Origin of the sequence: Rossellomorea pakistanensis (assembly GCF_016908495.1) — a bacterium.
GTDB classification, from domain to species: Bacteria; Bacillota; Bacilli; order Bacillales; family Bacillaceae_B; genus Rossellomorea; species Rossellomorea pakistanensis.
The window spans coordinates 455,871-469,444 of sequence record NZ_JAFBDZ010000001.1 but is presented as its reverse complement, the minus strand read 5'-3'; the positions used below and the strand labels follow the sequence as shown (position 1 = coordinate 469,444).

Below are 13,574 nucleotides of genomic sequence, written 5' to 3'. Positions count from 1 at the left end.
ATAAAACAAGAATAGCTCCAATAGATCTTGTTATGATTAGTAACATTGCTTAGATCTATTCGTAAGGCTCGATCTGCATCAGTGTAGGATATAGGATGTGTTCACTCCCTAATATAGGGGGGAGGAACTTAGAACTTTTGGTACGTACGTTTCGTATTTTTTTATCTAGTTTACATAATATAAATACCTAGTTTACACTTATCCAATTATTGAACGTTCACATAATTTATCGTTGAAAAGGTAATTATTCGTAAAAAGAATGTTGATTATCGTCTAATGTGTTATTTTCTACAGTATTAATAAAAATTATTCAATTAGCAATTATAAATTTAAATTAAATACAAGATCAGCGTCTTTATAATTACAAAAAAAGAGAACAAAAAACCATCTTACAAAAAAATTAGTGCTGGTATTTATATGAAGTATGTTTTGATAGATGTTTATTAATCTTTATGAAACATTTCTTAAAGCAGAAAAAGATTAAAGGGTCAGAACGAATTACACCTTTTATTAAAGGGTGCTTTGCTTCAAGGAGAACAAAGCATTTTTCTTCTTCAACTAACCGAAGCAGTTAAGTGGAAGTAGAAGGCTAATGGTATATAATGTAACCAATATATGAATGAATTGAGGAGCTAAAATGTTTGAATGGATTACCGAAATTGACCAACAACCATTTCGGTATAATAATGAAAATGGGGAATTAGATATCAAAAGATTAGACTCCACAGGTCAATTAAATGAAATGAGTTCTGTTTGCCAGTTTTTTGCTTATTTTGATTTGATTTTGGATGAAAATGCCCTAACTTCATTACCAACCCCAAATAATCAAGCTCTAGAAATAATACTTAAAGAGGTAGTGCCTCATTATGTAGATGTGAAGCAGATTTTCATTGATGGAAAGCTAAAAGAAATAAATGTAGGATGCCTTAAGAAAGATTCTAAAAAGATTATAGAGGACTTACTTTCCAGTGGTATATATCCAGTTATTCCTGATTTATATCGCACAAAAAATCTTAATTTGGCAACTAAAACAAGAAAATTGAAACACTATTTAGTAAATGCAGAATTGATTAACCCATTACATATAAAAGAGGCAGAGAAGATACGGGAATTTTTAGTGAGTTCATTCTTTAGTGAAAGTGGTTCAATAATGCTATAACCAACTGGTTGGAAATTAGATGACAATTTAAAAGAGTCAGTGACCATTCGTACTTTTAGTGCATTTGCAAAACAAATTGTTTTGGTTGTTGATGATAAAGATATTAGTGTAATTGGACTTGATATTTACGGGTGATTTTTTTCATTTCTTTTTAGCTAAAAGTTGCTTATTTCAAGATCATTAAGTAATTTTTTTTGAGCAACTACAACAACGATAGCTAATTTCTTTTGAAAGACTTTATTTTCTTACTTATTAGGGGGACTGAATTTATCTAAAGGGGTGCTTCATCATATCGAGTTGTACGTATCTAATTTGGAAAAGTCATTGGAATTTTGGGGATGGTTTCTTCAGGAATTAGGATATAGTTCTTTTCAAAAATGGGAAGGTGGGCAAAGCTGGAGATTAGGTGATACCTATATTGTATTTGTACAGGCAGAGGAACAGTTTCTTGATATTCAATACCATAGATGCCGAGTAGGGCTGAATCATCTAGCATTTTACGCAGATTCACGCCTTCACGTTGATGAAATAACGTTAGTATTAAAGTCTAAAGGGGTAAATACCCTTTATAAAAACAAACATCCATTTGCTGGTGGATATAATCATTATGCAGTCTATTTTGAAGACCCTGACAGGATTAAGGTTGAACTAGTAGCCCCTTAATGTAATCGAATATCTTTCTTATTGTGCAAACGGGGTAGAATAATTTAAGAAAAGGGGGAGGGATACTTTGAGAAAGGTTGAAGTATGTTCTTTTAATGCAAATTGGTCTTCAATGTTTAAAGAAGAAGCTGAAAGACTAAATTTTATTTTAAGGAACGAAATAATAGACATTCATCATATCGGTAGTACTGCTGTTCCAGGCTTAAATGCTAAACCAATAATTGACATAATGCCTGTTGTAAAAGGCATTAATACCATTGATAAGTATAATGAAGAAATGAAGAGGATCGGATATGAACCTAAAGGTGAGAATGGAATATCAGGACGAAGATACTTTCAAAAAGGAGGAGATAACCGTTCTCATCACGTTCATATTTATCAGGTTGGAAGTTATGAGATAGTAAGACACCTCGCCTTTCGGGATTTTTTGCGTACACATCCAGATATAAGGAAGGATTATGGTGAGTTAAAAGAAAAACTAGCACAACAATTTCCTTATGATATTGAATCGTATATAACTGGAAAGGAACGTCTTGTTTCAGAAATAGAAGTAAAGGCAATGGAGTGGTACAAAGAAAATTAAAAATTATTCCAAAAGAGCCGTCGGCTTTCTGTTACGATTATTGAGCTAACGGGTGAAAGAGCTGAAGATCCAGGTAAGAACGGCAGCTCTTTTTTCTATTCGACTAAAGGGCGGGATAGTTGAAGAAGGCGACACGAATATTTTTAAAAATGCTGCTAAATATAAGACTAAAAGTAGGAGAAATTTAATGAAAACAAAATTTAAATTTCAGTTTTTAGTTATATTGGTTTTATTTTTAGGAGCTACCAATGTAAATGCTGAGAACATAAGTTTTTTCGGGCGACCAAAATCAATAACATTCAAAGGAGAAAATCAAAATTGGCTTGTTGTACACCAAATGTTTTTAATTGGAACAGAAATAGAATATGAAACAAAAATTGAATATAAAGGCAATGATGATAAATTAAAAAATCTCCCTTCTTTGTATTACTCAATAACTGATAAGGATATAGAATTGGCTGGAATATTTTCTTTAAAAAGTTCAAATGTGTTTCATAGTGAAAGAATGGAATGCTTGGGCTGTAAATATTTAGATAAGAAGAAAGAAATAACATTCATTATTGGTGAATGGGAAGATTATGAAGAAAGTTTAATTTTAAAGAGAGGATAAGTCCTTTAATAAATTACCCTCTATAAAATTAACAAGTGCGAGAGTAGAGAATTGGGCTGCCATCAAAGGCAGCTTTTTCTTATTGTGCTAAAGGGCAGGATAGTTGTAGAAGGAGTCTGGAATAGCGAAAGAGAAAAATAAAAGAACCTTTATAGGGGAGTGTGGGTTCAGAAATGATTAAAGCTGTTATATTCGATTTAGACGGAACTTTGTTAAATAGAGATGACTCTGTAAAAATGTTTATACAGAATCAATACGACAGATTAACTAAATTGGTGGGTCATATACCAAAAGAGAAATACGTGAGAAGGTTTATTGAATTAGATAATCGTGGATATGTTTGGAAAGATAAAGTGTATCAACAAATAGTCAATGAATTTGAGATTACTGATATAACTTGGGAGGAACTACTTCAAGATTATATCAGTCAATTTAAGAATAATTGCATCTCTTTCCCAAATCTTATTAGTATGTTAGAAGGATTGCGAGCCAACAACCTTGTTTTAGGGGTGATTACCAATGGAAAAGGGCAATTTCAGATGGATAACATAAAGGCCTTGGGAATTGAAGAGTTTTTTGAAACAATTTTAGTATCTGAATGGGAAGGCATAAAAAAACCTGACCCTCAAATTTTTAAGCGAGCCTTGGACCAACTTAATGTTTCATCTAATGAAAGTATATTTGTTGGCGACCATCCAGACAATGATGTAAAAGCTGCCCAAAATGTAGGAATGAAAGGAATTTGGAAAAAGGATTACCAATGGAACAATGTCAAAGCCGATTTTATTGTAGATGATTTGGGGGAATTACCTTTAATCATTGAAAACTTAAGCCAACAAATTAATAAGTCTTGTTAAACTACGGGTACAATAGTTGAAGATCGTGCTGCCATTCTAGGCAGCATTTTTCTTATTAAACAAAAGTGGCAGTTTGGTTGAATAAGATAGATACTTCAGCCCTTATTTTTATAGTTTAATTTCAACAATTAAAAATAATAAAAGGTTTTTTTTGGTAAATGTTGAATATTTTTAAGAAATTGTATAAAAGGGGGAGTTTTTTTGCCTAATAACGAAGTTTTGTCTCGAACCTTTTTGACTTTTGCTGAAAAGGAATGTAAGGGGTCTAGCTTATTATATGAACATTTGTCCATAAAAATTGCAAGGGATGATAATCTTCTTGAAATATGTAGTAAAGCAAGAGAGGGGCAACCTATTCCAAACCTCCTATTCGGTGCAGTACATTATCTCTTATTAAAAGGTAAGGAACACCCATTAAAAGAGTATTACCCTAGTATTGTAAATAATTCAAAGTCATATAAGGAATCGTTTGAATTCTTTAAGGATTTTTGCATTAATTATCGAAGTGAAATTGAGTCGACTCTCAAAACTAGGCTTGTTCAAACAAATGAAGTACGAAGATGTGCATACCTTTATCCTGCTTTTTGTACTATTTACGAGAAAGCAAAGAAACCATTAGCACTTGTCGAAATTGGGACAAGTGCGGGGTTACAGCTTCTTTGGGATAAATATTCATATTCATACGGGCAAAATGTCATATATGGTAATAAAGATTCTAAACTTAATATTACAGCAGAAATCAAAGGAGAAAATACTCCAATCCTCCACTCGACACCGCCGCCAGTTTCAACCAGGATTGGCTTAGATTTAAATACAATTGATTTAAATGATGAGGAAGAGAAATTGTGGCTTAAATCCTTAATATGGACCGAACATACGGATAGGTTGTTTATGTTTGAAAAAGCTGCACGTTATATTAAAGAAAGTCCAGTGAGTTTAGTTGATGGGGATGGGATAAGTTTATTATCTAAATACGTTGAGAATATTCCAGAGGATAAAGTGATTTGCATTTTTCATACTCACGTTGCAAACCAAATTCCTTTAGAAATAAAAAAACATCTGTTACAAACTGTTGAAACTATTGGTAAGAAAAGAGATGTATTCCATATTTACAATAACGTTCAAGATAGATACTTACATCTTGATTATTATTTGGATGGTATTGAGAGTCAAAATACTATTGCAGAAACTGATGGACACGGTAAATGGTTTGAATGGTTTTTGAAAAGTGAAATGTCAATTATTCAGTGAAATATGTAATTCGGTGAAAATGCCACTATATGGGTATCTTTTTTTGACTTTGCAACTTTGTGAAAATTTGTACTTAAACAAACGGGTGCAAGAGTTGAAGATTAGAGCTGCCATTGCGGCAGCTTTTTCTTATTCCACTAAGGTGCAGCTTAGTTAAAAAACATATTTAGTGGACAAAAACCATACTAATGATAATAAAACTTTAAAAGGAGAAAGGGTATGGTTTATAAATAGCTCTCGTTTTTATTGTTCACTATTCCTATAAGGGGGGAGTACCAGCGAAGCTGACACCACCAGCAATAAAGAAATGTCAAGGTTATAATAAGTTGTAAAAAGTTAAATGATTCCAAAATGCATACCCTCGTCCTGTTTTGGATGGGGGTAAAATAAAGTTTTATTCAACACTTGCGCCCTATAATGGAATAGCTGAGTAGCTTCTATCTAGCTGGTTCATTATGACTACCCTCTTTTACCGCCCAAAAATGATGTTCGTGAAAAAGAAGTTTACCCATACTGTTAATATCTATCCATTTTATGAAATGATCATCTTCAATTGGTTTTTGCACTTGATCTAACAATTCAGCCAAGTAAAAATATCCATCATTAAGAATAGGTTCTTTATTAGTTGAGTGAAAATATCTCATTGCATTTCCAATAAAAGAACCTATTGAAACTGAATAACCTGTCTCTTCTAACATCTCTCTTGCAAGACATTCTTTAAGACCCTCACCGTAGTCAATTCCACCACCAGGTAAAAAATGATGTCCTTTTTTTGTTTCGACAGTTAAAACTTTGTCTTTTGTAGAATTGAAAATTATTGCATATACACTTTTCCTATATTGATAATCCAGACCACCAATTTTTTCTCCAAATACTACCTTCATTTTTACACCTCCTCTTGTTGAATAATCACGCCCTTCGTTGAATAAGAGTTATAATTTTAAAAAATCGTCTAATCTTTTCATTACCTTTTCTATAGATGTGATAGACATCAAAGTATTAAATGGTTCAATATCTAAAGAATGGTTAGCATTGGGGACTTTTTCCATTTTTATATTTATTTTATTTTCAATTGCTTCAATTTTACTAGGAATATAATGAGCATCTTTTTCCCCTATCACAATAAGGGATGAATGGCCGATCATCAATAACGTTTCAAAAATTGAGTCAAACTTCAGTAATGGTGTAAGTAAAATCATTTTTGAGTTCATATATTTATCGCTTTTCATAAGTCCATTGATGATTGGAATTGTACCAAGTGATTTCCCTAAAAATACAGTTTCTTGATATTGACTATTTTTTAGTACCTCGTTAATGATAGGATTTACATCATTAACAATGATTTCAGTTATATTATCTAATGGAAGTTTGAATAAATCCTGTCTGTAAGAATAATGAATTTGAACAACATCATACTGATTCTGAAGCATCGTCATTGTTGAATAGTAAAATAATGGCCTATCATATGTGTAACCAGCCCCAGAGAACATAAAACAAACCACTGTACTTCCATTTTTAATATGTGTGTAATGAACTTCTTTTTCGTTAATAACTGTTGTTCTTTGATTAACCTTCATAATAGATCTCCCATCTCTTATCATCCTGCATTTCTTTATTTTTAATAGCTAAAAAATGAAATCTATCTTTAACTAATAGCTCAATACAAAAGGAACGCATTCTTATTTATTCAAGAATGGCGCCCTTTAGCTTAATAACTCTTTCACATTACAGTATATATAGTTTCTTAGTGACAAAAGTTCATTTTTCACAAAATCATAAGTATCTTCCTCATTCGCATAACTGTTAACCACTTTTTGAATTGTAAAGCTCATCTCTTTTGGCAAAGATGCTAGACCCCAGTTACCAGCTTCTTGCTTTGATGATATAATTCCTTCTTTTAGATACCAAAATACTCTAATCAAATTTAATGTACAATAAATTGGATCTTCTTTAATGTTCTCTAGGCACTCTTGGAAATCCCCCATAATGGAAGATATATAATGCGAACGTGGTACCGAAGGAAAGGCTTCAACAATAGGTTTTCCTTCTATACAAATTCCTCTATGAGTGGTTATCGTTATATGTGCAGCTAAATCCGCATCAGTCTTAATCTCTCCATTTAAATATTTATTTGTCCCTTTTGACAAATCCTCTTCATACCGTTCTCTCCAGAATTCACTGTAATGGAAATCAAATGGGGAGGGATGCTTCCAAGTTTCTAATTGTTCTTTGTTCAAGAAAGTTATTTCCAGTGGAAATGGGTCATTAGAGCAAGTTAGAAATAACTGTGCTAATTTTCTTTTGGTTTCAATAGTCATTGATTTGTTTGTAACAACCAAAACATCAATATCGCTACTGTTCGGATTAAACCCTCCCATCGCCAATGAACCATGTATGTAAAAACCAATAATATCGTCATTAATAATTTCTTTAGTCTCACTTAGGAGATAAAAAACAAAATCTTTTATATCTAAAGAGCAATTTTTCCAACTAAAAGTCATATTTAGATCCTCCAAATACCTTCTTCCAATTAACTCAATAACAATCATCTCAAATTTCCATTATTTCCACAATTAGTTATTCAAGAAACTGGCCCGATTGCGGAATAGAGTAACTGGAGCTTTTAACTTTACTACTTTTTTATAAAGTAGTATTTGTTATGTAATTGCTGTTACGAAAACGACCATTTATGTTACATGGTGTGAAAAGTAATATTTTGTCTGCCAATCTATTATAAATCACGTAACAAAAATGTGTATCAAAATATTTTGTAACAATATTGATTATTTGATAGTTTTGGTACAATTATGCTGAAAGGTGAGGATGTAAAAGAAATTTGGTTACATGCGCGTTTCAACCATTGATCAAAATTGGATCGCCAAAAAAAGCAACTTGAAGAATTTGGCTGTTAATGCATCTTTTTTGAAAAAGTAACAGGCACGAAACGGGACCGGCCAGAGCTGAACCGTATGATGGAGTTTCTTCGTCCAGAAGACACCGTTGTTGTAACGGATTTAACTCGTTTATCTCGCTCCACGAAAGATCTGATTGAGATTACAGAACTCATTGCCCAAAAAGGGGCGCATTTAAAAAGTTTAAAGGAGTCTTGGCTGGATACAACCACAGCACATGGAAAAATGTTGTTTACTATTTTTACTGGAATTGCACAATTTGAGCGAGATCTCACTTCCGAACGAACAAAGGAAGGTATTTTAGGTGCAAAAAAACGGGGCAAGTTTCCTGGAAGGCCAAAAGCTGATGAGGAAAAGATCAGTTATGCCCTATATCTTATAGAACAAGGAATTAGCCGGACGGATGCTGCTGAAAAGGCTGGTATCTCCCGTATGACTCTCTATCGAAAACTACAAAGGGAGGAAAAAAGTTGAAAAGAAATTGGGAATTAGATGAGTTAATTGACCACTTTATACTCATGCCTGATGAACAAGTGTTGATACAACTAAAAAGGGGAAACTGTGCTAATGGGGCAGGTTTGTTTAATAGCATATTTTATAATAACTGAAAATTTAATAAATGTTATAATAAGGAAAAAGGGGTGCTTATATGAAGATAAGGGCAGCTAAATTATCTGATGCCAGCGGAATAGCTAAGGTTCACGTTGACAGTTGGAGAACTACATACAGAAATATTATTCCAGATGAATTCTTAAATAATTTATCATATCAAAGACGAGAAGAGTTATGGAGTAGTAATATTCCAAAGGGGAATGTCTTTGTGGCAGAAAATAATGAAGGGAAGATTGTTGGTTTTTCATCTGGCGGCAAAGAAAGAAGTGGAAAATATAAAGAATATCAGGGAGAACTAAGTTCAATCTATATTTTGAAAGAGTTCCAAGGGCAAGGAATAGGTAAGTCTCTTGCTAAGCCAGTAATTAAGGAATTAGAGAAATTGGGAATAAATACAATGCTTGTTTTTGTTTTAGAAGATAATAATTCCAGATTATTTTATGAGGCAATGGGCGGTAAGATAATTGATAAAATAGAAGTAGAGATTGCCGGAAAGAAACTAAATGAACTTGTTTATGGCTGGGATAATATTTCAAATGACCAGTAAAGTCTCTTATTCAACTAACGGTGCATAAATTAAGATCCAGGTGCCATCTTAGGCGGCTCTTCTTATTGTACTAAAGATTGTACTAAAGGGCAGGATAGTTCAACAAGAAAGAGGATAACCCCACACTCATATCGAATACATTAACTTATATTCCTTGTGGGGGAGAGCAAAGTTGAAAAATAAAATTCCTAAAAGAATACATATTATCGGCTCCGTTGGAAGTGGAAAAACTACTTTAGCTAAAGAATTATCCTTTATTTTAAATGTTCCTTTTTATGAATTAGATAATGTTGTTTGGATAAGAGGCAAATCTGGAGATGTTAGAAGAACTGATAAAGAAAGAGAGGATTATTTAAATTCAATAATTAATTCTAAAACTTGGATTATTGAAGGGATTCATAATGAAGATTGGGTGGCAAACAGCTTTCGATATGCAGATTTAATTATTTTTTTAGATACAAAGTATCCGATAAGAACGTATCGCATAATTAAAAGGTTTGTTTTTCAAAAACTTCGCTTTGAAGATTCAAATTACAAACCTACATTCAAAATATTCTTTAAAATGTTTAAATGGAATAGATATTTTGAGGAAGTAGGCAAACCTAATTTTTTTAATAAATTTGGAAAATATAGCGATAAGCTGTTGGTTATTACTGATAAAAAGCAAGTTTGTGAAAAATTATACTTAAAGTAACGGGTGCTTTTATTTAAGAAGGGAACTAAGCATTTCTAGTTAGAAAAGGAATGTCTTCAAAATTGAGACATTCCTTTGGACTTTCTAGAGTACAACTTACTCATTATGAAATTATGCTAGGTCTGTGTCCCTTATAGAGTTAGTTGGCATGAAAAAAAGTGGCGGAACGCATGATAATGATCCCAAAAGGGAAGCGTAAAAAAGAGCGAATTCTGCTATTGAAACGAGAGTGTTGGGAACCATTAGAAAAGCCTTTTTAGACACACGCGAGGTTACACTCCCATTTGTAAGAGCTAGGTGTTCACTTTCAGCCTACACTTGCTGCTCATTTAGCACGAAAGGGATGCCATTAGCATTTATACAGGTTCTCTTAGTGCATAATGGCCCGCACCAAACACATCTGTATGCTCGTTTATATCATGAAGCAAGAAAAACTGTATGATCAGTGAATGTAAAAGAATGAAATAAATGTTCGTATAATACAAATTAACGCTTTCATATAAATGGTTAAAAAAGTGTCCAAACCCTTGGTATATATGGGATTGGGCAATTTTTTAATTATATCATAATTAATGTTAAGAAGGCTTAACGCTTATTTATGAATTAACGCTTGTTTGTAAACAGGTTTGATCGACTTTTCCACTTCTTGATGGGAATTATAACAAATTAAGGACTATGGTTGCTAAGAAATATTAACGGGTAGACAGCTGCTTATCAGGCAGCTTTTTCTTTTTGAATAAACAGGGTAGGTTAGTTGAACAGCTGATTGCAGGAATTTGCCCTAAAGGAAACGAATTATCTATTTATTATAACTGAAAAGAGAGGAATAATTATGCTATTCCAAAATGGTAATCTAATGATTCGAAAGTTAGAAAAAAAGGATAAATATCTGTTAGTAAAATGGCTTTCAAACCCATCGGTTCTTGAATTTTATGAGGGTAGAGACAACCCATTTAGAAAAGGTTGAAAAGGCTTTTTATCCTCCTGAAGATGATGAAGTTAGATGCATTGTAGATTTCGAAATTGGGTATATTCAATTTTACCAATTGGATGATGAAACAAAAAATGACTATGGATATTTTGGAGAAAATGTTTATGGCACTGACCAATTTATTGGTGAAATAGAGTATTGGAATAAAGGTATTGGAACATTACTTGTATCATCTATGGTTGCTTTTTTAACTGAAGAAAAGAAAGCTGAAAGAGTAGTGATGGACCCTCAATCAAGAAATACAAGGGCTCTCAGATGCTATGAAAAATGTGGATTTGAAAAAGTTAAAATTCTTCCTAAGAATGAGTTGCACGAAGGTAAATATCAGGATTGTTGGTTAATGGAGTACCATAAATAATTTTTCTTCTTTATACTTTCATGCGGCGTTTCTTATTGTACTAAAGGGCAGGTTAGTTGAGGAGAAATGAAGTAAATGTGTTAGGTTGATTGAAAGTTCAACAATACTTTTTACTGTTTCGGACTTAGAGATTTATTGGGAATTTTGAAACTATGCCTGAGTTTATTCGTATAATTATATTAAGAGGAAGAAGTTAGTTGCAAAAATTATTAATTCTGTTTATCCCCTTTTAACTATATTCTTTATGAGTGCCTGCAAGCTAACCAATTTCAAAGATAAAGCGTTGCAGATAGGCAAGGAATACAAGGAAATGCACTATACCATTAAAGATTATGAAAATCCACCAGATATTGCGGAGAAAAGTAAGTCTTATTTAACAGCGGAAGAATATGAAAGAACCTTAGCTAATCGGGTATTCGAACTGATAACAGAAGCTGCCGTCGCACAAAAAATATCTATTGAATCCGAAGATATTATATTTGAAAAATTTGATACCGAAAATTAAAAAGATAAAATTCAATTGATTACAAAATGATAATCGTTGGTAAAGAGAACTCTGGAGAAGAACGATTCAGGATGAAAACAAAAGAGCAAATGACTGTTATCCAAACAGAAGATGGTATAAAAATTAGCAGAGATTGGGATGAATCCATCTCACAAAATGAATTACCGAAATTTCATTCTGAGTAATTATTCCCTTTAGCGTGTGAGGAATTCTTGTTCGACTAACAGGTCCTTATGTTCAAGATCAGCTGCCGAACCAGGCAGCTTTTTTGGATCAACAAAAGGGGCAGGTTTGTTTTATAAGGGCATAGAATAAATATATACAATAATTTAAAAAGGAGGGGAACCAGTGGAGGGTTATTGGGTGGGACTTACTTTTGGGTTATTGATTTATTATTTAATAGGGGGGTCTATTTTGGCTTTCTTAACCAATAATACAACAATTGAGACGTTAAAAAGAGCATAAAAAAAACGTCTGCAATAATATCCAAACGCATTTACCATTTATTATTATTATTATGTATATTTCTATATACATAATCTCTATTTTTGTTGGAAGACCACTGCCCTAAAAAGGTAGCCAGAATCATAAAAACCCCACCAACCGCAAAACCAATCATATAATGACCTGAAAAAAATAACACAAAAGAGCCTACAAGTGAAATTATCATTACAATCAGTAACCTAGTTGTTATTTTTTCTTTCTTTTTATCGCCCAATTAAATCCCTCCCTTAATTTATTATATGTAATATTTTAACATAATTTCAAAAAAAAATACGTAATTCCCCTTCAATTAAATTAATTTATTCTATTTAAAAACCACTTACGGAAAGAGCCTACTTCTATTACCAGCCCTGTATTTCTGTAGTCAGAGAATTGGTTCAGATTACTTGTACTTCTTCCATTAGTTCCTTTCTTTCTTGCGTATTGGACAAGGAAGTGGATTAACTAGCGGGTCCAAGGGTTGAAGAATATGGCTGTCATTGCGGTAGCTTTCTCTTATTGTGCTAACGGGCAGGATAGTTGAAGGAGACTTCGTAACATAAAAGTAGAAGAAGTATTAGAGGACAATGTTTGGAAAAATGCCAAAGTTGATATGTCTCGTCCGCCTGACTACCAATTTGTTTTTCAATTTAAAAATCCTGAAATTGCAGCAAAAGCAGTATTGTATCAGGTTTGGATTGGTCCTAATAAAGATAAATTAGAGATTGACCAAGGAGATAATCAGTATGCTCAACTAAAAAAAGATAATTCGGCAATTTTATTCGAAATCATTACATTATTATTGTTTAATATAACATTATTAACTGTTTCCCCATGATATTCCTCTAATAAGCCATAATCCAAATAGGTGTGAATCTTGGACTAAAGTTACTGCAGAAAAGCGCTACCGGGATTTAATTATACTAAAAATTATTATTTCTACAGCAGCACAGATAGCATAAACTGAAAAAGTTAACCCTATTTTTGATTATTAACTTAGTGGGGAAGGTTAAAATAGATTAATTAAATCCAGTACACGGCTGCCAGAAGTAATATTGCATATCAAGTGATGTTGCTTTTACTAAAGTGTGGAAAAAGAAAAATACCACTCCATAGAAAACATTATTTGATCTATCCCATCATTGGGAGGAGGCTATACACACGAGGGAAATCCAGATAACCAAAGGCTTTAATCCTAAAGAATGAAAAATATTTACCATCAGCTGAAGAAGTGGGGGAAGTATACTTAGCTAAAGAAGAGTCCTTTCATTTTGTAAAACAATTTATTATTTTTAAAACATTTTGTTGATTTTATTTACCTTAGTGTATAAATATTTGGTTTTTTTTGC

General features: G+C 32.5%; 14 protein-coding genes and 3 pseudogenes. 13 read left to right on the top strand and 4 right to left on the bottom strand.

Annotated features, from left to right (window positions below; genetic code table 11):
* Window positions 1–637 precede the first annotated feature (637 nt).
* The 6 genes from JOC86_RS02340 (at window position 638) to JOC86_RS02315 (ending at window position 5,123) form a co-directional block, all read left to right on the top strand.
* Window positions 638–1,159, top strand: coding sequence for a hypothetical protein (locus tag JOC86_RS02340; protein WP_205170250.1), 522 nt, complete (start codon window positions 638–640; stop codon window positions 1,157–1,159).
* Between the two features lie 261 nt (window positions 1,160–1,420).
* Window positions 1,421–1,822 carry a VOC family protein gene (locus tag JOC86_RS02335; protein WP_205169985.1) on the top strand — a complete coding sequence of 134 codons (402 nt, stop codon included), beginning with the start codon at window positions 1,421–1,423 and terminating at the stop codon, window positions 1,820–1,822.
* A 67-nt stretch (window positions 1,823–1,889) separates the two neighbouring features.
* The gene (locus JOC86_RS02330) at window positions 1,890–2,405 is read left to right on the top strand and encodes a GrpB family protein (protein WP_205168161.1); all 516 of its coding nucleotides are present in this window, start codon (window positions 1,890–1,892) and stop codon (window positions 2,403–2,405) included.
* A gap of 187 nt (window positions 2,406–2,592) precedes the next feature.
* The gene (locus JOC86_RS02325; RefSeq protein WP_205168160.1) at window positions 2,593–3,015 is read left to right on the top strand and encodes a hypothetical protein; all 423 of its coding nucleotides are present in this window, start codon (window positions 2,593–2,595) and stop codon (window positions 3,013–3,015) included.
* Between the two features lie 173 nt (window positions 3,016–3,188).
* Entirely contained in the window at window positions 3,189–3,872 is a 684-nt protein-coding gene (locus tag JOC86_RS02320; RefSeq protein ID WP_205168159.1) for an HAD family hydrolase, read from the top strand.
* A 201-nt stretch (window positions 3,873–4,073) separates the two neighbouring features.
* On the top strand, window positions 4,074–5,123 hold the full coding sequence (locus tag JOC86_RS02315) for a DUF2332 domain-containing protein (protein WP_205168158.1): 1,050 nt from the start codon (window positions 4,074–4,076) through the stop codon (window positions 5,121–5,123).
* A 437-nt stretch (window positions 5,124–5,560) separates the two neighbouring features.
* Here JOC86_RS02315 and JOC86_RS02310 read toward each other — a convergent pair whose 3' ends face one another.
* The 3 genes from JOC86_RS02310 to JOC86_RS02300 form a co-directional block, all read right to left on the bottom strand.
* Window positions 5,561–6,007: an NUDIX hydrolase gene (locus JOC86_RS02310; RefSeq protein WP_205168157.1), complete on the bottom strand. Its 447-nt coding sequence runs from the start codon at window positions 6,005–6,007 to the stop codon at window positions 5,561–5,563.
* Window positions 6,008–6,055: 48 nt separating this feature from the next.
* Window positions 6,056–6,700, bottom strand: coding sequence for an alpha/beta hydrolase (locus JOC86_RS02305; protein WP_205168156.1), 645 nt, complete (start codon window positions 6,698–6,700; stop codon window positions 6,056–6,058).
* A gap of 126 nt (window positions 6,701–6,826) precedes the next feature.
* Window positions 6,827–7,624, bottom strand: coding sequence for an aminoglycoside adenylyltransferase domain-containing protein (locus tag JOC86_RS02300; protein ID WP_205168155.1), 798 nt, complete (start codon window positions 7,622–7,624; stop codon window positions 6,827–6,829).
* 343 nt (window positions 7,625–7,967) lie between these two features.
* Here JOC86_RS02300 and JOC86_RS02295 point away from each other — a divergent pair.
* The 6 genes and pseudogenes from JOC86_RS02295 (at window position 7,968) to JOC86_RS02270 (ending at window position 11,927) form a co-directional block, all read left to right on the top strand.
* Window positions 7,968–8,509, top strand: a pseudogene (locus JOC86_RS02295) (recombinase family protein).
* 175 nt (window positions 8,510–8,684) lie between these two features.
* Window positions 8,685–9,194: a GNAT family N-acetyltransferase gene (locus JOC86_RS02290; RefSeq protein ID WP_205168154.1), complete on the top strand. Its 510-nt coding sequence runs from the start codon at window positions 8,685–8,687 to the stop codon at window positions 9,192–9,194.
* A gap of 172 nt (window positions 9,195–9,366) precedes the next feature.
* A complete protein-coding gene (locus tag JOC86_RS02285) occupies window positions 9,367–9,888 on the top strand; it encodes a P-loop NTPase family protein (RefSeq protein ID WP_205168153.1) in 522 nt (173 codons plus the stop codon).
* An 832-nt stretch (window positions 9,889–10,720) separates the two neighbouring features.
* Window positions 10,721–11,237: pseudogene (locus JOC86_RS02280) on the top strand (GNAT family N-acetyltransferase).
* Between the two features lie 310 nt (window positions 11,238–11,547).
* A complete protein-coding gene (locus JOC86_RS02275; RefSeq protein ID WP_205168152.1) occupies window positions 11,548–11,742 on the top strand; it encodes a hypothetical protein in 195 nt (64 codons plus the stop codon).
* Between the two features lie 26 nt (window positions 11,743–11,768).
* On the top strand, window positions 11,769–11,927 hold the full coding sequence (locus tag JOC86_RS02270) for a hypothetical protein (RefSeq protein ID WP_205168151.1): 159 nt from the start codon (window positions 11,769–11,771) through the stop codon (window positions 11,925–11,927).
* A 311-nt stretch (window positions 11,928–12,238) separates the two neighbouring features.
* Here the strand turns inward: JOC86_RS02270 and JOC86_RS02265 are convergent, their stop codons facing one another.
* The gene (locus JOC86_RS02265) at window positions 12,239–12,460 is read right to left on the bottom strand and encodes a hypothetical protein (RefSeq protein ID WP_205170247.1); all 222 of its coding nucleotides are present in this window, start codon (window positions 12,458–12,460) and stop codon (window positions 12,239–12,241) included.
* Between the two features lie 324 nt (window positions 12,461–12,784).
* Between JOC86_RS02265 and JOC86_RS02260 the strand changes: the two are divergent.
* Window positions 12,785–13,063 (top strand): annotated as a pseudogene (locus JOC86_RS02260) (YhfM domain-containing protein); the annotation flags it as partial.
* Between the last annotated feature and the right edge of the window lie 511 nt (window positions 13,064–13,574).

Coding starts and splice junctions, on each gene's coding strand:
- JOC86_RS02300 (WP_205168155.1), bottom strand. CDS start 7,624: ATGACTTTTAGTTGGAAAAATTGCTCTTTAGATATAAAAGATTTTGTT.
- JOC86_RS02310 (WP_205168157.1), bottom strand. CDS start 6,007: ATGAAGGTAGTATTTGGAGAAAAAATTGGTGGTCTGGATTATCAATAT.
- JOC86_RS02340 (WP_205170250.1), top strand. CDS start 638: ATGTTTGAATGGATTACCGAAATTGACCAACAACCATTTCGGTATAAT.
- JOC86_RS02305 (WP_205168156.1), bottom strand. CDS start 6,700: ATGAAGGTTAATCAAAGAACAACAGTTATTAACGAAAAAGAAGTTCAT.
- JOC86_RS02290 (WP_205168154.1), top strand. CDS start 8,685: ATGAAGATAAGGGCAGCTAAATTATCTGATGCCAGCGGAATAGCTAAG.
- JOC86_RS02325 (WP_205168160.1), top strand. CDS start 2,593: ATGAAAACAAAATTTAAATTTCAGTTTTTAGTTATATTGGTTTTATTT.
- JOC86_RS02275 (WP_205168152.1), top strand. CDS start 11,548: ATGCACTATACCATTAAAGATTATGAAAATCCACCAGATATTGCGGAG.
- JOC86_RS02320 (WP_205168159.1), top strand. CDS start 3,189: ATGATTAAAGCTGTTATATTCGATTTAGACGGAACTTTGTTAAATAGA.
- JOC86_RS02270 (WP_205168151.1), top strand. CDS start 11,769: ATGATAATCGTTGGTAAAGAGAACTCTGGAGAAGAACGATTCAGGATG.